This is a genomic window from Faecalibacterium prausnitzii, from assembly GCF_019967995.1.
Classification (GTDB): Bacteria; Bacillota; Clostridia; order Oscillospirales; family Ruminococcaceae; genus Faecalibacterium; species Faecalibacterium prausnitzii_E.
The window spans coordinates 1,738,582-1,759,297 of the sequence record NZ_CP065377.1; the positions used below are offsets into that span (position 1 = coordinate 1,738,582).

Here is a 20,716-nt window from a genome sequence, read left to right on the forward strand (position 1 = left end):
GACTACAGATGTTTTTTATTAGTTCAGAAGAAGCTCACCTGGCTGCTCTCCGGCAGGTCGCCGAGGGCCCCCACCTGGCGCAGGCGGTCCAGAATGGCGTTGCTGACGCCGGACGCCTGCTGCAATTCCTCGATGGACAGATACTCCTGCCCCTGGATGGTCGCTTTTTCCAGTGCGTCGGCAGCGGAACCGCCCAGACCCTTCAGCGACGAGAACGGCAGACGGACTTTGCCGTCCTCCACGATGTAGCTGGAACCGCGGCTCTTGCCCAGTTCGATGGGCAGGAACTCATAGCCGCGCACCAGCATCTCGTTGACGAGCTGCAGCGAAACGAGGACGTCTTCGTCCTTGGCGTTTTTCTCTTCCTTCAGGCGGCGCTTGACCTCGTTCATGTGGGCGCGGGCCACTGCGGCACCGCCCACAGCGGCTTCGTAGTCGATGTCGTCACCGCGCACCGTGAAGTAGACCGCATAAAACGCCTGGGGACGATAGATCTTGAACCACATCAGCCGGATGGCCGACATCAGGTAGGCCACCGCATGGGCTTTCGGGAACATATACTTGATCTTCCGGCAGGACTCGATGTACCAGTCCGGGACTTCGTGTTCCCGCATGGCTTCTTCCCAGCCGGGCTTGAAGCCGCCCTTGGCCACCTTGCCCTTACGGACGGCCTCCATGATATCGAAGGCCATCTTCGGTTCCAGCCCCTTGCGGAGCAGGTAGAGCATGATGCTGTCACGGCAGCCGATGACCTCGGCGATGGTGCAGGTGCCGCTGCGAATCAGCTCATCGGCGTTGTTGGTCCAGACGTCCGTGCCATGGGACAGGCCGGAGATCTGGATCAGCTCGGAGAAGTTTTTGGGCCGGGCCTCCACCAGCATTCCGCGCACGAAGTTCGTGCCCATTTCCGGGATGCCAAAGGTGCCGGTCTGGCTGTCGATCTGCTCCGGCGTCACGCCCAGCGCTTCCGGGCTGGTCAGCAGGCTGTACACCTTGGGGTCGTTCATGGGGATGGAGTCGATCGGGATGCCGGTGTACTCCTCAAAATACTTGTAAAAAGTGGGCATATCGTGACCCAGTTCGTCCAGCTTGAGCAGAGTGTCGTGGAGGTATTTGAACTCGAAGTGGGTGGTCAGCAGGCCGCCCGCCACGTCATCGGCCGGGTGCTGGATGGGGCAGAAGTCGTAGATCTCGTAGGTGTCGGGCACGACGACCATGCCGCCGGGGTGCTGGCCGGTGGTGCGCTTGACGCCGGTGCAGCCCAGCGTCAGGCGGTTCTCCTCGGCGTGGTTGACCGTTTTCCCCCGCTCTTCCAGATATTTTTTGACGTAGCCATACGCCGTTTTGTCCTGGATGCCGGACACGGTGCCGGCCTTGAAGACGTTGGCCTTGCCGAACAGCTCCTCGGTGTAGCGGTGGACGTTGGACTGATACTCGCCGGAGAAGTTCAGGTCGATATCCGGCTCCTTGTCGCCGTAAAAGCCCAGGAAGGTCTCGAACGGGATGTCGTGGCCGTCCACGAGCATCCGGGTGCCGCAGTGGGGGCAGTTTTTGTCCGGCAGGTCGAAGCCGTCGTCCACGCTGCCGTCGGTGATGAACTCGCTGTGTCTGCACTTGGGGCAGCGGTAGTGGGGCGGCAGGCTGTTGACCTCCGAGATGCCGGAGAAGTGGGCCACAGCCGACGAGCCGACCGAGCCACGGCTGCCCACCTGATAGCCGCCCGCATTGGAGTAGGCCACCAGCTTGACCGCGATGACGTACAGGACCGCGTAGCCATGGCCGCAGATGGAGTCCAGCTCCTTTTGCAGCCGCTTCTCGACGATCTCCGGCAGCGGGTCGCCGTAATCCCGCTTGGCGTGTTCCCACGTTGCATCGCGCAATTGCTGCTCTGCACCCTCAATGCTGGGCGGGTAGGTGCCGCGCGGGATGGCGCGGACATTGCCGTCAATGGAAGCCGCGATCTTGCGCGGGTTGGTCACGACGATCTCATACGCCTTTTCTTTGGGCAGATAACTGAACTGTTTCAGCATGTCCTCGGTGGTGCGGTAGAACAGCGGCGGCTGGTTGTCGGCATCCTTGAAACCGTTGCCCGCTTGAAGGACCGAGCGGTAGATGGCGTCTTCCGGCTCGGTGAAATGGACGTCGCCGGTGGCGATGACCGGCTTGTGCAGGTCTTCGCCCAGCTGGATGACAGTGCGGTTGAAATCCTTGATGACCTCCTCGCTGTCCACCTTGCCCTCGCGGACCATATAGGCGTTGTTGCCCAGCGGCTGGATCTCCAGCACATCGTAATAGGCCGCGATCTTCTTCAATTCCTCGTAGGAGCGTCCCTCCACGATGGCGCGGTAAAGCTCGCCTGCTTCACAGGCGGAGGTCAGGATGAGGCCGTCGCGGTACTTGTTCAGCAGACTGCGGGGCACACGGGGCTTTTTGAAGAAGTAGTTGACATGGGCCTCGCTGACGATCTTGTACAGATTTTTCAGGCCCATCTGGTTCTTGACCAGAATGATGAGGTGGTAGTATTTCTTCTTCAGCACCTCGCGGTTGCCGCCCAGGCCGGTGTTGATGTCGCTGACGGCTGTGACCTGCTTTTCTTCCAGGTCCTTCAGCATCACGCAGAAAATGCGGCCCAGCGCCCCGGCGTCCTCGCAGGCGCGGTGGGCCTCGTAGGCGGGCAGTTCCAGATGCTTGTTGATGGTGCCCTGTTTGTAGTTGTGCAAGCCGGGGTACATGGCCTGCGCCATGGTCAGGGTGTCGATATAGGTCGGTTCAAACGAGATGCCGCTCCGTTTGGCCGCGATGCGGAGGAAGCGGATGTCGAACGAGTGGGCGTTGTGGGCCACCAGAATGCGCCCGCCTGCAAAATCCAGGAACGCCTGCAATGCCTCGGCCTCACTGGGGGCATCGGCGACCATCTCATTGGTGATGCCGGTCAACTCGGTGATCTTAGGTGTGATGGGCTTGCCGGGTTTGACGAAGGTGTCAAATTCCTCCACGACTTCGCCGTTTTTCACGATGACGCCGCCGATCTCGGTCAGGTACTCCACGTTGGGGTCCAGCCCGGTGGTCTCGGTGTCGAACACGCAGAACTCCCCCGTCAGGGGCGCATCCTGCACACCGTAGACGCAGGGGATCATGTCGTCCACGAAATAGGCCTCGCAGCCGTAGATGAGCTTGAAGTTCGGGTCGCTTTTGTGGATGTCGTCCGCTGCCAACATGGCTTCCGGGTAGCCCTGACAGACGCCGTGGTCGGTGATGGCGATCGCCGGGTGCCCCATCCGATGGGCCAGCCGGACGATGCCGCCGGGGTCGCAGAACGCATCCATGCTGGACAGCTTGGTATGCAGATGCAGCTCCACCCGCTTGACCGGGGCGTGGTCCTCCCGCTTTTTCCGCTCAACGAACAGCACATCGTAGGGATACACGATGTAGTCATGTTCATATTTGTCATACGAGCAGTCGCCGCGGACGATGATGGTGGTGCCCTTGGCGATGGACTCCCACTTCGAGCAGTCCTCCCCTTCCTGCGCGCGGATCTTCAGGTTGATGGAACCGGTGTAGTCGGTGATGGAAACGGTGTAGATCTTGCGGTAATTGCCCTTGACCTCCGTGAAGAAGACGTCGCCCCAGATGATGCACTTGCCGCCCTCGCCGCCCAGCTCCTTGAGGGGCGTGAGGTTCTTGGGGGCAAACATCTTTCCGTGGAAGATGGTGACGGGTTTGTCGGTGAGGTCGAGGCCGTCCACCTTGATGGACGGAGCGGTGTTCTTTTTCTCGAACTTGACCACCGGCGGCGCGATCTTGCGCTCCAGTTTTTCCTCCATCTGGCGCAGTTCGGCTTCACCCACCGCACTGGTCAGGGTGACTTTGGGCTTGACGCCGGTGTGCGCAGCCACCCGCTCGGCCAGCAGGCGCTCAAACTCCATCTCCTGCAAGAATTTGGTGCCGTGGCAGACGCCGATGGCGATGTTCTGCCCGGTGATGCGGATGGTGCACCGGTCCAGAAAGCCGTTGATTGGCACACCATCCCGCTTCATCTCCTCCATCAGCTCCCGCAGGGCCGTTTCGTTCAGTGAGGGATAACCGAAGAGGTTGTGGATGCGCAGTTCGAAGCCCTCATAATCGGGCTGCAGCGAGGCCGTCAGCCGCGCACACAGCCCCTTGTCCAGCGGAGCGGAGCTGCGCAGGGTGAAGATGACCTGCCGCTCCTGCCGCAGCATCTGGGCATGCTCTACGGCAACGCGCCCGAAGCAGGACGCGAAATCCGGGTCCGCCATGAACTGCGGCCACAGCTGGGATACGAGTGGTGTCACAATGGTACTCCTTTGGTCGATGCGTTGACAGCACAAACTGCTGCGCTCTTCTTCAAAAGAGCGCAGCAGCGTATGGTTCAGATTCTCCGTCAGATCTTATAGATTTCATCCATGAACTGGTCGAGGATATTATCCCCGGTCAGCTTCTTGATGGGCTGGCCGTGGATGAACAGAACGGCCTCGCCCTTGCCGCCGGCAATGCCGATATCGGCTTCGCGGGCCTCACCGGGGCCGTTGACCACGCAGCCCATGACGGCCACTTTGATGGATTTCTTGTAACCTTGCAGCCGCTTTTCGACCTCGTTGGCGATCTCGGTGCAGGGGTACTGGGTGCGGCCGCAGGTCGGGCAGGTGATGACCTCCGGGCCGGCCACCGGGAAGCCGACCGCGCGCAGGATGTTGTAGCCCGCTTCCACTTCCTTTTCCGGCTCCGCAGCCAGCGAGACGCGGATGGTGTCGCCGATGCCTTCCAGCAGCATCCCGCCGATGCCCATGCCGGACTTCAGCAGGCCCATCTGGTAGGTGCCCGCCTCGGTGACGCCCACATGGAGCGGGTAATCGGTGACGGCACTCAGCTGGCGGTAGGCCTCCATCATGCGGGGGACGTTGGAGTTCTTGATGGAGATGACGATGTTGTTGAAATCAAACTTTTCCAGCAGGCGGACGTGATACAGCGCACTTTCCACCATGGCTTCGGGCACGGGTGCGCCATACCGGGCCAGGATGTGCTTTTCCAGACTGCCGCCGTTGACGCCGATGCGGATGGGGATATTCTTCTGCTGGCAGGCCTGCACCACGGCCTTGACGCGGTCGTCGTCGCCAATGTTGCCGGGGTTGATGCGGATCTTATCCACGCCCACGTCCGCGCAGGCCAGTGCGGCCTTGTAATCAAAGTGGATATCCGCCACGATGGGGATATTCACCGCATTCTTGACGGCCTCGATGCACTTGGCGTCTGCTGCGCTGGGGCAGGTCACGCGCAGGATCTGACAGCCCGCTGCCTCGCAGCGTTTCGCCTGCGCCACATTGCCCTCGATGTCCTCCACCGGGACGTTCAGCATGGTCTGCACCGCGATGGGATTGTTTCCGCCGATGGTCACATTGCCGATCTTTACTTCTCGTTTCAGCTGCCGCATTGTCGTTTTCCTTTCTTTAGACCGCCCCGGTGATGAGCCGGAGGATATCATTGTATGTTGCGAAGAGCATCAGGCCAAAGAGCAGCGCGAACGCCGCCAGCGTCAGCCCGCTCTGGATCTTTTCCGGCACTGCATGGCCTGTAACGCCCTCGATGAGCAGGAACACCACCTTGCCGCCGTCCAATGCCGGGAAGGGCAGCAGATTGAAGATGCCTAGGTTCACGGTGATGAGCACCAGCAGCTGGAGCAGGTCCTGCCAGCCATAGCTGGCCGCCTGCCCGATGGCCGTCACGATGCCCACCGGGCCGGAGAGGTCGTTGATGCTCTCCCGGCCCCGCAGCAGGTCCATCAGGGAGGTGAAGATGATGCGCCCATAATAGAGCACACTGTTCCATGCTTCTTTTACCACGTTGGCCGGTGTTTTCCGGATGCCGTAGACCGTAAAGCCAAGGCTCATGTGGGTCTCGCCGCTGTCATCCTGCCAGGTGTCGAACCGGACGCAGGGCAGTTCTACCTTTTCGCCGCCGCGCAGAACAGTGAAGCGGGCGGCGTAGTCCTCGGTACGCATCAGCTCATAGAGCATGTCGTTCGCCACAAAGCACCGGCGGCCATTGACGGCCAGCACCTGATCCCCTGCTTCCAGACCCGTCTGGCCGCAGAGGGCACCATCGTCGATGGCGTAGATGACCCGGCTGGTGATGGGTTCGCTCTGTGCCGCAATGAGGATGACCATGACCACGAATCCCAGCAGGAAGTTCATGAACGCACCCGCCGCCATGATGAGGGCCCGCTGCCAGACCGCCGCCTCGTTCAGCGGCTTGCCGACAGGCTGCGCCGGTGCTTCCTCGTTCCCGGCTCCTCCATCTGGGGAGCCGTCTGCGTCAGAACACGAAGGGGGCGTCTGGGGTTCCGCATCGGGACGCTCCCCTTTCTCTGCCTGCTGGCTCTCTGGGCTCTCCTCCCCTTCCAGCGCCACGAATCCGCCCACCGGCAGCGCTCGCAGGCTGTACTGGGTGCCATTCTGCGTCTTTTTGAGCAGAACAGGCCCCATGCCGATGGAAAATTCGTTGACCTGCACCCCGCAGAGCTTGGCGACTGCAAAATGGCCGAACTCATGGATGGCGATCACTGCGCTGAACACGAACACCGCAGCCAAAAGGGTAATGATAAAAGACATAGTTTCTCCAAAAATGATTTCATAAGCCGTTCGCGCTTACAGGTGGCTGCGCACGAAGGCGCGGGCCATTCTGTCGCACTCATACACGTCGGCCAGCGTGTAGTCGCCGCCGAAGCGGTCGCTGTCCACCACAGCCTCCACCAGACGGCCGATGTCCAAAAATCCGATCTTGTCTTCGAGGAAGAGCTTGACGGCTTCTTCGTTGGCACCGTTGGCGGCGCAGGGGCCGAGGCCGCCCTTCTTGATGGCCTTTTTGCAGGCAGCAAGGCAGCGGAAGGTCTCCTCGTCGGCCACATCGAAGGTCAGCAGCTTGAGGGTGGTGAAATCCAGCTCCGGCACCACGCCCGGCACACGGGCCGGGTAGGTCAGTGCGTACTGGATGGGGATGCGCATATCGGGCACACCCAGCTGCGCGATGATGGAGTTGTCGCTGTACTGGACGGCGGAGTGGACGACGCTCTGGCGCTGGACCACGATCTGGATCTTCTCCGGGGGCAGACCGAACAGCCAGACGGCCTCGATCAGCTCCAGACCCTTGTTCATCAGGGTGGCGGAGTCGATGGTGATCTTGGCCCCCATGTTCCAGTTGGGGTGCTTCAGGGCATCGGCCTTGGTCTTGCCGCGCAGCTCCTCGGTCTTCATCCCAAAGAATGGCCCGCCGGAAGCCGTCAGCAGGATCTTGGTCAGGCTCTTGGCGCTCTCCTTATCCTGCAAACACTGGAAGATGGCGGAGTGCTCACTGTCCACAGGCAGCAGCTTGACGCCGTGCTTCGCCACCGCCTGCGTGACCAGATGGCCGCCGGTGACAAGGCTTTCCTTGTTGGCCAGTGCCAGGTCATGGCCGCTCTCGATGGCGGTCAGGCTGGCGCCCAGACCGGCAATGCCGACCACGCTGTTCAGCACCACATCGGGGCCGTCCATCGCGGCCAGCTCCTTGAGGCCCTCCGGGCCGGTCAGCAGCCGGGGCGCCTGGGCGCGGCCTGCCAGTGCAGCGTCCAGCCGGGCCGCTGCGCCGGGGTCCGTCATGCAGACGTACCGGGGGTGGAACTCTTCGATCTGTTCCAGGATCTTCTCCACGTGGCTGTGGGCCGACAGGCCGAACACCTCATAGCCCTGTGCGCGGATAACGTCCAGACTCTGGGTGCCGATGGAGCCGGTAGAGCCCAGCAGAGTGATTTTTTTAGACATCGTGTTTCCTCCTAAATTGAGCAAATCAGCGATAGAACACAGCGATGATGACCATCGTGACGAAGGGTGCGATGAACATAACGCTGTCGAAGCGGTCCAGGATGCCGCCGTGGCCGGGGAAGATGGTGCCGTAGTCCTTGATGCCGCACTGGCGCTTGACCACGCTGGCGAACAGGTCGCCGTAGATGCCCAGCACCGCCGCCACACAGGCCAGCAGCGCAATGACGACATACATCGAGACGCCGATGTTCGAGCGGGTGAAAGCCTCCAGTCGGTCGGCTGCGATGGAGTAGATCACCGTGACGACCACGCCGCAGACCATCGTGCCCAGCACACCGCCGATGGCACCTTCGACCGTCTTCTTGGGGCTGACCACGGGGCAGAGCTTGTGCTTGCCGAAGGCGCGGCCTGCAAAGTAGGCGCAGGTGTCGCCGCCCCAGGCAAAGCAGAGGATCAGCAGGATGAAAAAGATCGCATCATAGCCGTATTCCGCCACAGGCAGCAGTTCCTTCAGCCGGATGAACGAATAGAAGCAGAACATCACGATGCCCGAAAACATCACAAGGCCGCTGGTCTTCGCAAAGCTGATGGTGCCGTTGCGCACCACGAGATAGATGGCGTAGAACAGCACGAGCAGGAACGAAGCCGGCATGACCAGCGCCCGCCAGACGGAATAGCTGGACAGCATGATCAGCAGCGTATACGGCACGTTGACGGCGTACAGCAGCCAGTCCTTCTTTTCGAAGCCGAGGGCCATATAGATCTCGTGGATGGCAATGAGGGTGATGGCAGCGATCACAAGGTTGAAGATCATCGTGTCAAAGGTAAAGAGCACACCGATCAGAACGAGGATGCCCACCACGGCGGTTATGATTCGTGTTTTCATAGAGTGTTTCTCCTTGGTTGTGTTTGCCGGGGACGATTCAGATGCCGCCGAACCGGCGGGAGCGCTTGTTGAACTCCGTGATGGCGGCGTCGAGGTCATCGCGGGTGAAGTCCGGCCACAGAACGTCCATCTCCACCAGCTCCGAATAGGCCGCCTGCCACAGCATAAAGTTGGACAGGCGCTTTTCTCCGCTCGGACGCAGGATGAAATCCGGGTCCTTCTGGCCGGTGGTGTACATGGCATCGGACATCATCTCTTCGGTGATCTCTTCGGGCTTGAGCTCCCCTGCTGCTACTCTGGCCGCCAGCTGCTGCGCAGCGCGGACGATCTCCGGGCGGCCGCCGTAGTTGACGGCAATGTTCAGGGTCATACCGGTCTTGGAGGCAGAGTCGCCTTCCAGCTCATTCATCAGCTTCTGGAGCTTGGGGTCCAGCGCAGCGCGGTCGCCGAGGAACTTGATGCGGATGTTGCGGTCCTTGTAGTTGAAACCCTTGAGCAGGTACTCGCCGAACAGCTTCATGATGGCGCTGACCTCTTCGAGGGGGCGCTTCCAGTTCTCGGTCGAGAAGGCGTAAAAATACACCGACGAAACGCCCAGTTCCTCGCAGTAGTTGGCGATGTCCTGGAAGACGGCTGCGCCCTTTTTGTGGCCTGCGGTGCGGGGCAGGCCGCGCTGCTTGGCCCAGCGGCCATTGCCGTCCATGATGATGCCGATGGAAAGGCCCTCGGCGAATTCTTTGGGATGCTCCATTGTACTTCTCCTATCTGCGGCAAAGATCTCTTGCCTCTGCCGGTCGGCAAAAAGTGCCGCGCACTACGACCAGCACACGGCACTTGGAAAGGTCTCGTTCGCCGCGGCGATCAGACGGACATGATCTCCTTCTGCTTTTCCTCAACGGCTGCGTCGATGATCTTGATATACTTGTCGGTCAGCTTCTGGACATCCTCTTCCATGGTCTTCTGGGTATCTTCGGTCAGCTCGCCAGCCTTCTTCATGGCCTTGGCCTTATCCATGGCCTCGCGGCGGATGTTGCGGGTCGCGACCTTGGCATCCTCGCCCAGCTTGGAGACTTCCTTGGCCAGCTGCTTGCGGCGCTCCTCGGTGGGGGCCGGGAAGTTCAGGCGGATGGTCTGGCCGTCATCAATGGGGGTGATGCCCACATCGCTGGCCAGGATGGCCTTGCTGATGGCGCGCAGCAGGGTGCGGTCCCACGGGGTGATGGTCAGGGTGCGGGCCTCGCTGACGGCCACAGATGCCACCTGCTGGATGGGGGTGGGAGCGCCGTAGTAATCCACGCTCACCTTGTCCAGAACGGCGGGGTTTGCACGGCCTGCGCGAACCGAAGCCAGCTCACGGTTCAGGTGCTCGACGGTGCTCTTCATCTTTTCTTCGAATGCCTTAGTGTTGCTGCTCATTGTCGTTGTCTCCTGTTTGTACTTATTCTGCACAGGCAGCGGGGCCGCCTGTCTCATTCTATTGCTGCGGGGTGCGGGCTATGCTCAGCCCTCGTAGACCAGAGTGCCGACGTTCTCGCCCTGCACGGCCTTTGCAATGTTGTCCGGGTCTGCCAGATCGAACACCAGGATGGGGAGCTTGTTGTCCCGGCAGAGGGTGGCTGCGGTGCCATCCATGACGGCCAGCTGATCTTCCAGCACCTTGGTAAAGGTCAGGGTGTCGTATTTCTTTGCGTCGGGGTACTTGTGGGGGTCCTTATCGTAGACGCCATCCACCATGGTCGCCTTGAACATCACATCGGCGGACACCTCCACGGCGCGCAGTGCGGTGGCCGTATCGGTGGAGAAGAACGGGTTGCCCGTGCCGCCGCCAAAGACGGCGATCTTGCCCTCCTCCATAGCGCGCAGCGCGTCCTTGCGGGTAAAGGCCGGTGCCACCTGCGGCATGGTGATGGAGGTGAACACCTCGGTCGGGACGCCCAGCTGCTCCAGCTTGTCGAAGACGGCCAGCGCGTTCATCACCGTGGCCAGCATCCCGATCTTATCGGCCAGGGTGCGCTCCATCTTGCCACTGGAACGGCCGCGCCAGAAATTGCCGCCGCCCACGACGATGCCGATCTGTACGCCCAGATCGTGCGCCTTTTTCACGCCGCCGCAGATGGCGTCCATGGTCGGCTCATCAAAGCCGGTGCCCTTTTCGCCGCCCAGAGCTTCGCCGCTGATCTTCAGAAGGATACGCTGATATTTCAATGCCATAATCAATACACCACCTATGATATTTGAGCCGCCGGGAAGGACGGCCTTGTTTCTTCTGTCTATTTTACAATAAAATGCCTGCAAAGTAAACAGAAAAAGCAATTTGTCCCGCCAAACGACGCAAAACTAAAATTTATGCTGGACATTTCGGCCAAACCATGCTATACTATCTCTTGCATTCGCGGGCATCGTACATCGGCTAGTATATCAGCCTTCCAAGCTGAGGAGGTGGGTTCGATTCCCATTGCCCGCTCCATCCTTTTCAGACGCTGGTTCGTTCAGAATCGGCGTCTTTCTTTATGCCCTCATACGTCACAAGGCCTGCAGCCAAAAATATCAGTCATTCTTTGGCAACGATGCTGCCCTTCTCAAAAATTTATCGCTTGTTCATCAAATGTCTTTACAAATACGTAGATACGTAGTATACTATTGATGAGGAGGAATTGAGCGATGCGAGATAAAGACCTACTGAAACTCATGCAGAAAAACGGCTGGAAGGTCGTCCGCGTGAACGGCAGCCACCATATTCTCGAAAAAGACGGCAAAATCGAAACGATTCCAATTCACGGCAAAGACGTCCCGAACGGATTGCTGAACGCGATTCTGAAGCGGCACGGCCTGAAATGAAAGGGGACTTTTGTATGACGCTTGTATATCCTGCTATCTTCCACGAAGAGGACGGCTCTTTCTGGGTAGAATTTCCCGACTTGGAGGGCTGCCAATCTTTCGGTGACACCATCGCGGAAACCATGGAGGGCGCGAAAGAGGCTCTCGCCGGATACGCTGCGGTTCTGTTGGAAGAGGGCAAGCCACTGCCCACTCCCACCCCCATCCAGAACATCAAGCCCGAAGAGCATTGCTTCGTTTCGTTAATCGACACGAAGCCTGCCAGCACCAAACGCGCCGTCAAAAAGACATTGAGCATTCCCGCATGGCTGAATGATGCAGCCGAAGCCGCTCACGCTCCTTACTCCGCCATCTTGCAGGAGGGCCTTGAAAAGTATCTGCATCTCGCATAACCTCAGATAAAAAGAAATCATGCAAACACAGAAACCCGGAACCCTTTCTGAGCTATTTCTGCTCTGAAAAGGTTCCGGGTTTTTTGCAATGTTTTTCAGGGCGCTATTTTGCAGCGGCCCCCTGATTTTTATGCACTCAGACAAAGGAGAAATACAGAGCGCCTGCTGCTGCGCCCACGTTGGCGACGCCGAGCAGTGCACCGCCCAGCGAGCTGAAGTAGATCTTGGCCGAGTCGATCATGAGGTTGCCGTTGATGGTGCCCTCTTCTTCGGGGTACTGCTCCGGATACTGCTTCTGCACCTGCGCTGCAACAGCGCCGATGTTCGCAATGTTCACATAGGCCAGCAGACCTGCACCGGTGCCAAGAACCGACGCCAGCACGCTGCTGATCTGGCCTTTCTTGATGGCATTCACAACGTTCACGATGGCAAGCACGCCCATGGTCACGTTCATTGCCGTCGAGATCCAGTTGCCGACCGTTTCTGCGTCGAGTGCGCCGCCGGTCGTATATTCCAATTCCTCTTCGCTGAGGAGTGCGTAGCTGTTGGGATAAGTCATCATTTTTTCTTTACCTCCAAATGATCGTTCGAGAGGGGTCCATTTGTTCCCATTATAGAGGCTGCGGAAAAATCTGTCAAGAGACGAAACTTTTGTCCGAACACACGAAACCGCCGCACTGCGAAGTTTTTACGCTTCGCGTACAGCGGTTTCACGAGGATTTCACGTTTTATCCCCGGTGTTCACTTTTTTTCCGTCTCCGACTTTTGTTGCTCCTGCTCGGCGCGGAGTTTCCGGATGCGCTTTTTCTCGCTTTCGACGCGGGGCCAAGGCCAGGAGAAGCCCTCGTTCTCGCGGCACCATTTGACCAGCGGATAGAACGAGAACGCCAGACCGAACAGATACAGCAGCACGTACAGCACTGCATCCAGCGTGAACAGGGCGTCCAGCGCAGCGATGACCGACATGATGCAGCCCGCCTTCAGGAAGAACAGGCCGTTCTGCCGGCAGTATTCGTCGAAATGTTCCGCTTTAACGGCCCGGCGGCCCTGTTCGCCCCAGACGCGAGGGTTCTTCATGACCGTATAGCCGTAAAAGACCATCATCAGACCGCAGGTCAGTTGAAATCCGAAAAACATAGTGCACCTCGTTCCAGTTTAGTCGTCGTAGCCCTCGAACAACGGCTTCATGAAGGGCAGGAAGTCCAGCGTTGCAAAGTAGTCGCGCGGGGTCTCGGCACGGCGGATGAGACGGTGGGAGCCGTCCTCACAGAGCAGCACTTCGGCGCACCACAGTTTGCCGTTGTAGTTGTAGCCCATGGCCGAACCGTGGGCACCGGTGTCGTGGATATAGACCAGGTCGCCGATGTCGATCTTGGGCAGCATCCGGTCGATGGCGAACTTGTCGTTGTTCTCGCACAGGCCGCCGACCACGTCGTACTTGTGGTCGCAGGGCGCATGTTCCTTGCCCAGCACGGTGATGTGGTGGTAAGCGCCGTACATGGCCGGGCGCATCAGGTTGGCCGCGCAGGCATCCAGACCGATGTACTCCTTGTAGATGTGCTTTTCGTGGATGGCCGTGGCCACCAGCGCGCCGTAGGGGCCGGTGGTGAAGCGGCCCATCTCGGTGAAGATGGCGACATCGCCCATGCCGGCGGGAACCAGGATCTCCTCAAACTTCTTGCGGACGCCCTCGCCGATGGCCATGATGTCGTTCTCGGTCTGGTCGGGGCGGTACGGGATGCCCACGCCGCCGGACAGGTTGATGTAAGCGATGTGCGCACCGGTAGCCTTCTGGACGCGGACCGCCAGCTGGAACAAGATGCCGGCCAGCTCCGGATAGTAGGCGTCGGAGATGGTGTTGGAGGCCAGGAAGGCGTGGATGCCGAAGTTCTTTGCGCCCTTCTGCATCAGCTTCTTGTAGCTCTCGATCATCTGCTCCTCGGTCATGCCGTACTTGGCATCACCGGGCTTGTCCATGACCTGGAAGCCTTCTTCGCTCTCGCCCAGCTGGAACGTTCCGCCCGGATTGTAGCGGCAGAAGATGTTCTCCGGCACACCGGCCACACGGTCGAGGAAGTCCACCATGGTGGCGTCGTCGAGGTTGATGTAGGCACCCAGCTCGTAGGCTTTCTTCATATCCTCCACCGGGGTCTGGTTGGAGGAGAACATGATGTCGCTGCCGGTAAATCCGCAGACTTCGCTGAGCATCAGCTCGGTCAGGGAGGAGCAGTCCACACCGCAGCCTTCTTCCTTCAAAATCTGCAGAATGACCGGGTTGGGCAGCGCCTTGACGGCGAAATACTCGCGGAAGCCCTTGTTCCAGCTGAACGCCTTGTTGATGCGGCGGGCATTCTCGCGGATGCCCTTTTCATCGTAGACATGGAACGGGGTGGGCACGTCCTGGAGGATTTCCTGGGCCTGCGCTTCAGTCAGAAACGGTTTCTTTTCCATAATATACTTCCCTCACATTTTATAGTGTCACCGACACGTCGGTGCGGTATCAGGTCTTGAGGTTGCCGCGGGTGGGCGTGAACGTCGGGATCATCTCGGCCAGCTGCTTCACGACGCCCTCGTCGTTGTGGGCCGCTGCCGCGCTCAGATCCTGCAGCTGCGTGTAGAACCGGGCCAGGTCGATGTCCTTCGGCGGCGCAACGAAGATCTTGTTGTGCTCGGTGCGGCGCATCTTATCCTGCTCCTCGTCCATCATCAGCTCCTCATAGAGCTTCTCGCCGGGGCGCAGGCCCACGACCTTGATTTCCATATTCACGCCCGGCTCGTAGCCGTAGAAGCGGATGAGCTGTTTGGCCAGGTCGATGATCTTGACCGGCTCGCCCATATCCAGAACATAGATGCTGCCGCTCTCGGCCAGGGCACCGGCCTGCAGCACCAGCTGGGCTGCCTCCGGGATGGTCATGAAATAGCGCTCGATGTTGGGGTCCGTCAGGGTGACGGGGCCGCCCTTTTTGATCTGCGCCTCGAACAGCGGGATGACACTGCCGTGGCTGCCCAGCACATTGCCGAAGCGGACTGCCACGCACTTCATGTCGGTGTTGCCCGCAAAGGTCTGGATGAGCATCTCGCAGATGCGCTTGGTGCAGCCCATGACGCTGGTGGGGTTGACGGCCTTGTCCGTGGAGAGCTGGACGAACCGCTCCACGCCGTGCTCGCTGGCGCTGGTGAGCAGATTCTTCGTGCCCAGCACATTGTTCTTGACGGCCTCCGCCGGGCTGACCTCCATCAGCGGCACATGCTTGTGCGCCGCCGCGTGGAAGACCACCGTGGGATGATACGTCTCGAATACCTCGTCCAGACGTTTTTTGTCGCGGATGGAGCCGATGAGCACCGTGACCGGGATGTCCCGGCCATACTTCTGCTGCAGCTCCATCAGCAGCTCGTAGGCGCAGTTCTCGTAGATATCAAAGATGAGCAGTTTGCCGGGCTGAAAGCGCATCACCTGACGGCAGAGCTCGCTGCCGATGGAACCGCCGCCGCCCGTGACGAGGACGGTCTTGCCGGTCAGGTAGCCGGAGATCTGCTCCATGTCCAGCGTGACTTCCTCGCGGGAGAGGAAATCGGCGGTGTTCAGCTCGCGGAACGCATTCTGCTGCGGCGCACCGGTGCCCACCAGCTGCGGGTCGCTCAGGATCTGGACCGCACAGTGGGTGGAGACGCAGAGGTCGATGACATGGTTCAGTCGGCTGCCCTGCAGCGTCGGGATGGCGATGATGATGCTGTGGATGTTGTATCTCTCGCAGACCTGCGGGATCTGCTCCAGTGTGCCCCGCACCGGGACACCGTGGATGGTCTGGCCGAACTTGGCCGGGTCATCGTCCACAGCGGCGACCGGGTGGCCGTAGCTCTCGTTGGATTTGCAGACGTTGATCGCCCACGCACCGGCCTCGCCTGCGCCCACGATCAGCACCGGGCGGTTCGGGTCCTTGGACGGAACGCCGCGCACCCGCTCGCCAATGGGGTGGTTCAGGAACAGCCGCCAGGCAAGGCGGCTCCCGCCCACCAGCAGGAAGATGAGCACCGCCGCCATCGCGTTGGCCGAGTCGAACAACACGCCATGGATGAGGCCATGGTTCACGAAGTAGACCACTGCCGTGGGCACTGCGATCATGCCCGCCAGACGGATGAGGTCGCGCTCGCCCGCGTACTTCCACAAGATGGAGTACAGCCCGCCCACCAGAAAGCTCATCAGATAGAGCGCCGTGATCCAGGGCAGGTTCTCATACAGCAGGGCCCGGTTATGGGGCCACCAGGCTGCTTCCACCGCACCGTCTGCGCGGAGCAACAGCGCAAAATAAAAGCTGAACAGGATCAGCGCCGCATCCAGCACCACCAGAAACGTCCGGCGCAGCCCGACCTGCGGCGTAATTTTTTTGATATTCTTCACAGAAAATCCTCTTTATCTTCGGCGCTCGTTCTGCGCCGGTTCATTTTCCAGGCCAGCGGGAAGAGAGCCTGCTGCACCATGGTATCCATTGTATTATACTCGTTTCGTGCCCCGGTGTCCAGAAGATTTCATCGTCCGGGTCGATTTCATGCCTTTTTCGCCTTCTGCCGGGCCCGGTCCGGGTGGAGCGCGGCCCGCACCTCGGCACCCAGACCCAGCGGCCAGGCGGCGGCCAGCCCCGCCAGCCCCATGCCGCAGCAGCCGATGCACAGCGCCGCCAGCTGCTCCGGCGTCTCCCCGGCCTGCCAGCCGGACAGCATTTCTCGGAAAAATACCCCCGCCCCGGCCGACACGCCCGCCGCCAGCAGCGGTGCCCCCAGCCAGCGCATCAGCGCCGGACGCATCCCGCTGACCCGCAGCAGACGGGCCGTGTTGGCCAGGCAGGTATATACGCTGGACAGCAGGATGACGAACAGGAAACCTTTCATCCCGAACCGGGGCAGCAGCACCATCACCCCCGCGATGCGCAGCACGGCATCCCACAGGCTGTACCGGAACACGGCCTTCTGCTCCCCTACCCCCTTCATCGCACCGTCCACCATGCTTTCCAGATACATCAGCGGCATCGCCGGGCCGAGCACGGTCAGATAGAAGCCAGCCTCGGCCCCGTCCGGCCCGTAGAACAGCCGGGCAGCCGACGCTCCCCACACCCAGAACACCGCCCCTGCCAGCGCGGAGAAGTAGCCCGTGAGCCGGAGCATCCGATCCAGCAGCGCCGAAAGCCGCCCCGTCTCGCCCCGGATATGCGCCTGCGTGATCTCCGGCATCAGCAGGACCGACAGGCTCCCCAGCAGCCCGAACGGAAAGGTCAGCAGGGGCAGGGCCATTCCCTTCAGGTTTCCATACTGGGCCACGGCGGCACTGCGGCCCCCGGCATCCAGCAGATAGACCGTCAGGCAGGCGGGCACCAGCATGTTCTCCGCCGTGTGGAGCGCACTGGCAAGGCAGCGCCCGCCCTCCACGGGCCAGAGGATCTCCCACAGGCGCTTTGCCGGGTCCATGGGGCGTCGGGCCGGGCCCGCACCGAATGCGGACACCGCCTCCCGCCGGTAAAACAGAAGCATCAGGCAGGCCGATACCGTCTCGCTGAGGGCCGTTGCCGCCAGAACAGCCGTGCACTTGCCGCCCACGTCCAGCGCACGGCCCCGCTCCAGCGCGAACCAGATGGCCGAGATGCGGACCGTCTGCTCCACGAGCTGGCTCACCACGTTGGGGCCGACCTGCCGCCGGGCAATGAAAAAGCCGCGCAGCACCGCTGAGACCGCCATCCAGGGCAGGCCGAATGCCGCCGCCCGCAGCGCACCGGCCGCGCGGACATCCCCCAGCCACCACGCAGCGGCCAGCTCCGCCAGACCGAACTGCCCCGCCCACGCAGCGCTGCCCAGCAGCAGCGCCGCCCCCAGCAGGCGGAGCAGCATCCCGCGGGCCTCGGCCCGGCTGCGGCTCAGCTCCTCGGCCATCAGGCGGGTGGCCGCCACCGAGACGCCGGATGTCGCCAGCGTGACGAAGAGCGAATATACCGCCAGCACCAGCTGGTACAGGCCCATCCCCTCGCCGCCCAGCGCATTGGCCAGCCAGATGCGCAGCCCCATCCCGGCCAGCCGGAGCACCACATCCGCCCCTGTGAGCAGGGCCGCGTTCTTCAGGTAGCTCGGACGCATCGCCGCACCTCCCCTTCTTCCTTTTATTATATGGGCACCGCTTTGCAAAATATGAGCCGCCGTGTGGGTTGTTTCTCTTCTGATTTTATGGTATGATAGGAGCCGGTCAAGAGATTTTTCAAAACATCAACGAAGGAGGAAAGGCCGCATCCCACCCGGACCGGCCTTATGAGAGTATGAGCGAAGAATGCACCCATGACTGCTCTACCTGCAGCGCAGCATGTTCTTCCCGCGAGGCTGCCCCGCAGCATGATGCCCCCAACCCCAACAGCAGCGTCAAAAAAGTCATCGGCGTCGTATCCGGCAAGGGCGGCGTCGGCAAGAGCATGACCAGCGCTCTGCTGGCCTGCGCCATGGCCCGCCGCGGCTACCACTGCGGCATCCTGGACGCCGACATCACCGGCCCGTCCATTCCCAAGCTGTTCGGCATCCATGGCCGTGCCATGGCCGACGAGAAGGGCTGCTGGCCCATCCAGAGCCGGATGGGCATCGACGTGATGAGCATCAACCTGCTGGTGGAGAACGAAGAGGACCCCGTCGTCTGGCGCGGCCCCGTCATCGCCGGTGCGGTGAAGCAGTTCTGGACCGATGTGGTCTGGAAGGACGTCGATTTCCTGTTCGTGGACATGCCTCCGGGAACCGGTGATGTGCCCCTGACCGTCTTCCAGAGCCTGCCGGTGGACGGCATCGTCGTCGTGGCAAGCCCGCAGGAGCTGGTCAGCATGATCGTGGCCAAGGCCGTCAACATGGCTGAGATGATGAAGGTGCCCATGCTCGGCATCGTCGAGAACATGAGCTACATCGTCTGCCCCGACTGCGGCAAGCACATCAGTGTGTTCGGCAACAGCCATGTGGACGAGGTCGCGGCAAAGCACCACCTGCCCGTCCTGGCCAAGTGCCCCATCGACCCGCAGCTGGCCGCCCTCTCCGATGCCGGCATGATCGAGACCTACGGCGGCGAGTACCTGGAAGGTGCCGCCGATGCCTGTGAGAAATTGCTGAAGAAGTAAACACGTTGGTTTCTCTGCCTTTTGCGCCGGGCCTTTTCCCCCGCAAAAGGCATTCTTTTTGGGTGCCGGTCTGCCGCAAAACAGAAGCTGCTGCGCCGTTTTCGCAGCGGCCGGATGTTTTTGTGAAGCGGGCTCATCTTTTCTTCTGTTTTTTTGAAAGATTTTCTGCTCCGCCTCTCTTGTAAATCTTTACAGAATGCTTTATAATGACAAAGTGTTCTGCAAGTTGTTTGGCAGAACCGGTGAAAGTATACTGGGAAAAGGAGTATTCGATTATGTTGACGAATGAATACCTGAAGCGTGTTTACGATGGTCTGGCTCAGCGCAATGCCAATGAGCCCGAATTTTTGCAGGCTGTCCGCGAGGTGCTGGAGAGCATCCAGCCCGTCGTGGAGAAGCACCCCGAATATGAGAAGGCAGGTCTGATCGAGCGTCTGGTCGAGCCGGAACGCATCATCAGCTTCCGTGTGCCCTGGGTCGATGACGAAGGCAAGGTCCAGGTCAACCGCGGCTACCGTGTGCAGTTCAACAGCGCCATCGGCCCCTACAAGGGTGGTCTGCGCTTCCATCCCTCTGTCAACCAGGGCATCCTGAAGTTCCTGGGCTTTGAGCAGATCTTCAAGAACAGCCTGACCACCCTGCCCATGGGCGGCGGCAAGGGCGGCTCGGACTTCAACCCCAAGGGCAAGAGCGACATGGAAGTCATGCGCTTCTGCCAGAGCTTCATGACCGAGCTGTACCGCCACATCGGCCAGTTCGTGGACTGCCCCGCCGGTGACATCGGCGTCGGCGGCCGCGAGGTCGGCTACCTGTTCGGCCAGTACAAGCGCCTGACCAACAGCTTCCAGGGCGGCATGATCACCGGCAAGGGTCTGACCTTCGGTGGTTCTCTGGCCCGCACTGAGGCGACCGGCTACGGCCTGTGCTACTTCACCGCCGAGGCCCTGAAGTGCATGCGCAACGACAGCTTTGCCGGTAAGACCGTGGTCATCTCCGGTTCCGGCAATGTCGCCATCTATGCCTGCCAGAAGGCCACCCAGCTGGGCGGCAAGGTCGTCACCATGTCCGACTCCAATGGCTATGTCTACGACCCCAACGGCATCGACCTGGCTTACGTCAAGGACCTGAAGGAAGTCCGCCGCGGCCGCATCAAGGAGTATGCTGAGACTCACGAGGGTGCAACCTACGTGGCTGATTGCAGCAAGGTCTGGACTGTCCCCTGCGACATCGCCCTGCCCTGCGCGACCCAGAACGAGATCAACAAGGAGTCCGCTGAGGCTCTGGTCAAGAACGGCTGCACCGTCGTCTGCGAAGGCGCCAACATGCCCAGCACCCCGGAGGCCATCGAGGTCTATCTGGCAAACGGCGTTCTGTACGGACCCGCAAAGGCTGCCAACGCCGGCGGTGTGGCCACCTCCGGCCTGGAGATGAGCCAGAACTCCGAGCGCCTGAGCTGGACCTTCGAAGAGGTCGATGCAAAGCTGAAGGGCATCATGGAGGGCATCTTCCACGCTTCCTATGACGCTTCCGTTGCCGCTGGTTCCGAGGGCAACCTGATGGTCGGTGCAAACTGCGCCGGTTTCCTGAAGGTCGCTACCGCCATGATGGCACAGGGCATCACCTACTAATTGTTCCAAAGCATTTTCAAGAGCTGCG

The 20,716-nt window shown here is 60.7% G+C and carries 17 protein-coding genes and 1 tRNA gene; 5 read left to right on the forward strand and 13 right to left on the reverse strand.

What is annotated here, in order from left to right:
* Positions 1-23 precede the first annotated feature (23 nt).
* From I5P96_RS08755 to pyrH, 8 genes are all read right to left on the reverse strand, one after another.
* Complete coding sequence (locus I5P96_RS08755) at positions 24-4,313, reverse strand: PolC-type DNA polymerase III (protein WP_223381665.1); 4,290 nt, start codon at positions 4,311-4,313, stop codon at positions 24-26.
* Between the two features lie 89 nt (positions 4,314-4,402).
* Positions 4,403-5,500 (reverse strand): flavodoxin-dependent (E)-4-hydroxy-3-methylbut-2-enyl-diphosphate synthase, encoded by a 1,098-nt coding sequence (gene ispG, locus I5P96_RS08760; protein WP_118553307.1) that lies wholly within the window; start codon positions 5,498-5,500, stop codon positions 4,403-4,405.
* Positions 5,466-6,626: a M50 family metallopeptidase gene (locus tag I5P96_RS08765; protein WP_223381667.1), complete on the reverse strand. Its 1,161-nt coding sequence runs from the start codon at positions 6,624-6,626 to the stop codon at positions 5,466-5,468. The genes ispG and I5P96_RS08765 overlap by 35 nt, the downstream gene beginning before the upstream one ends.
* 36 nt (positions 6,627-6,662) lie before the next feature.
* A complete protein-coding gene (gene dxr, locus I5P96_RS08770; protein WP_097792062.1) occupies positions 6,663-7,814 on the reverse strand; it encodes a 1-deoxy-D-xylulose-5-phosphate reductoisomerase in 1,152 nt (383 codons plus the stop codon).
* A gap of 25 nt (positions 7,815-7,839) precedes the next feature.
* A complete protein-coding gene (locus I5P96_RS08775) occupies positions 7,840-8,700 on the reverse strand; it encodes a phosphatidate cytidylyltransferase (RefSeq protein ID WP_223381669.1) in 861 nt (286 codons plus the stop codon).
* Between the two features lie 37 nt (positions 8,701-8,737).
* Positions 8,738-9,451, reverse strand: a complete 714-nt coding sequence (gene uppS / locus I5P96_RS08780) for a polyprenyl diphosphate synthase (protein ID WP_118553310.1) — start codon at positions 9,449-9,451, stop codon at positions 8,738-8,740.
* A 110-nt stretch (positions 9,452-9,561) separates the two neighbouring features.
* The gene (frr, locus tag I5P96_RS08785; protein WP_118553311.1) at positions 9,562-10,116 is read right to left on the reverse strand and encodes a ribosome recycling factor; all 555 of its coding nucleotides are present in this window, start codon (positions 10,114-10,116) and stop codon (positions 9,562-9,564) included.
* An 84-nt stretch (positions 10,117-10,200) separates the two neighbouring features.
* Positions 10,201-10,911, reverse strand: coding sequence for a UMP kinase (gene pyrH / locus I5P96_RS08790; RefSeq protein WP_223381670.1), 711 nt, complete (start codon positions 10,909-10,911; stop codon positions 10,201-10,203).
* A gap of 181 nt (positions 10,912-11,092) precedes the next feature.
* On the opposite strand from pyrH, the gene I5P96_RS08795 reads away from it, so the two are divergent.
* The 3 genes from I5P96_RS08795 (at position 11,093) to I5P96_RS08805 (ending at position 11,930) form a co-directional block, all read left to right on the forward strand.
* A tRNA-Gly gene (locus I5P96_RS08795) sits at positions 11,093-11,167 on the forward strand.
* 194 nt (positions 11,168-11,361) lie between these two features.
* Complete coding sequence (locus I5P96_RS08800; RefSeq protein ID WP_118553313.1) at positions 11,362-11,538, forward strand: type II toxin-antitoxin system HicA family toxin; 177 nt, start codon at positions 11,362-11,364, stop codon at positions 11,536-11,538.
* A gap of 14 nt (positions 11,539-11,552) precedes the next feature.
* On the forward strand, positions 11,553-11,930 hold the full coding sequence (locus I5P96_RS08805; RefSeq protein ID WP_223381672.1) for a type II toxin-antitoxin system HicB family antitoxin: 378 nt from the start codon (positions 11,553-11,555) through the stop codon (positions 11,928-11,930).
* Positions 11,931-12,066: 136 nt separating this feature from the next.
* On the opposite strand, the gene I5P96_RS08810 is transcribed toward I5P96_RS08805, so the two are convergent.
* The 5 genes from I5P96_RS08810 to I5P96_RS08830 all read right to left on the reverse strand — a co-directional run bounded on the left by I5P96_RS08810 (position 12,067) and on the right by I5P96_RS08830 (position 18,050).
* The gene (locus I5P96_RS08810) at positions 12,067-12,492 is read right to left on the reverse strand and encodes a hypothetical protein (RefSeq protein ID WP_223381674.1); all 426 of its coding nucleotides are present in this window, start codon (positions 12,490-12,492) and stop codon (positions 12,067-12,069) included.
* Between the two features lie 179 nt (positions 12,493-12,671).
* Positions 12,672-13,067, reverse strand: a complete 396-nt coding sequence (locus tag I5P96_RS08815; RefSeq protein ID WP_223381676.1) for a hypothetical protein — start codon at positions 13,065-13,067, stop codon at positions 12,672-12,674.
* Positions 13,068-13,085: 18 nt separating this feature from the next.
* Positions 13,086-14,381, reverse strand: coding sequence for a diaminopimelate decarboxylase (locus I5P96_RS08820; protein WP_097792055.1), 1,296 nt, complete (start codon positions 14,379-14,381; stop codon positions 13,086-13,088).
* A gap of 49 nt (positions 14,382-14,430) precedes the next feature.
* Positions 14,431-16,329 (reverse strand): polysaccharide biosynthesis protein, encoded by a 1,899-nt coding sequence (locus tag I5P96_RS08825; protein WP_223381678.1) that lies wholly within the window; start codon positions 16,327-16,329, stop codon positions 14,431-14,433.
* Between the two features lie 146 nt (positions 16,330-16,475).
* Positions 16,476-18,050 carry an oligosaccharide flippase family protein gene (locus I5P96_RS08830; RefSeq protein ID WP_223381680.1) on the reverse strand — a complete coding sequence of 525 codons (1,575 nt, stop codon included), beginning with the start codon at positions 18,048-18,050 and terminating at the stop codon, positions 16,476-16,478.
* A 176-nt stretch (positions 18,051-18,226) separates the two neighbouring features.
* Here I5P96_RS08830 and I5P96_RS08835 point away from each other — a divergent pair, with 176 nt between their 5' ends.
* Both I5P96_RS08835 and gdhA read left to right on the forward strand, forming a co-directional pair.
* Positions 18,227-19,060, forward strand: a complete 834-nt coding sequence (locus tag I5P96_RS08835; RefSeq protein WP_179859487.1) for an Mrp/NBP35 family ATP-binding protein — start codon at positions 18,227-18,229, stop codon at positions 19,058-19,060.
* A 275-nt stretch (positions 19,061-19,335) separates the two neighbouring features.
* Entirely contained in the window at positions 19,336-20,688 is a 1,353-nt protein-coding gene (gene gdhA / locus I5P96_RS08840) for an NADP-specific glutamate dehydrogenase (RefSeq protein ID WP_223381682.1), read from the forward strand.
* Positions 20,689-20,716 lie beyond the last annotated feature (28 nt).

Bases quoted from the DNA above. Each gene is read 5' to 3' on its own strand.
- ispG (WP_118553307.1), bottom strand. From the start codon at position 5,500: ATGATATCCTCCGGCTCATCACCGGGGCGGTCTAAAGAAAGGAAAACG.
- I5P96_RS08765 (WP_223381667.1), bottom strand. From the start codon at position 6,626: ATGTCTTTTATCATTACCCTTTTGGCTGCGGTGTTCGTGTTCAGCGCA.
- dxr (WP_097792062.1), bottom strand. From the start codon at position 7,814: ATGTCTAAAAAAATCACTCTGCTGGGCTCTACCGGCTCCATCGGCACC.
- I5P96_RS08775 (WP_223381669.1), bottom strand. From the start codon at position 8,700: ATGAAAACACGAATCATAACCGCCGTGGTGGGCATCCTCGTTCTGATC.
- uppS (WP_118553310.1), bottom strand. From the start codon at position 9,451: ATGGAGCATCCCAAAGAATTCGCCGAGGGCCTTTCCATCGGCATCATC.
- frr (WP_118553311.1), bottom strand. From the start codon at position 10,116: ATGAGCAGCAACACTAAGGCATTCGAAGAAAAGATGAAGAGCACCGTC.
- pyrH (WP_223381670.1), bottom strand. From the start codon at position 10,911: ATGGCATTGAAATATCAGCGTATCCTTCTGAAGATCAGCGGCGAAGCT.
- I5P96_RS08800 (WP_118553313.1), top strand. From the start codon at position 11,362: ATGCGAGATAAAGACCTACTGAAACTCATGCAGAAAAACGGCTGGAAG.
- I5P96_RS08805 (WP_223381672.1), top strand. From the start codon at position 11,553: ATGACGCTTGTATATCCTGCTATCTTCCACGAAGAGGACGGCTCTTTC.
- I5P96_RS08810 (WP_223381674.1), bottom strand. From the start codon at position 12,492: ATGATGACTTATCCCAACAGCTACGCACTCCTCAGCGAAGAGGAATTG.
- I5P96_RS08815 (WP_223381676.1), bottom strand. From the start codon at position 13,067: ATGTTTTTCGGATTTCAACTGACCTGCGGTCTGATGATGGTCTTTTAC.
- I5P96_RS08820 (WP_097792055.1), bottom strand. From the start codon at position 14,381: ATGGAAAAGAAACCGTTTCTGACTGAAGCGCAGGCCCAGGAAATCCTC.
- I5P96_RS08830 (WP_223381680.1), bottom strand. From the start codon at position 18,050: ATGCGTCCGAGCTACCTGAAGAACGCGGCCCTGCTCACAGGGGCGGAT.
- I5P96_RS08835 (WP_179859487.1), top strand. From the start codon at position 18,227: ATGAGCGAAGAATGCACCCATGACTGCTCTACCTGCAGCGCAGCATGT.
- gdhA (WP_223381682.1), top strand. From the start codon at position 19,336: ATGTTGACGAATGAATACCTGAAGCGTGTTTACGATGGTCTGGCTCAG.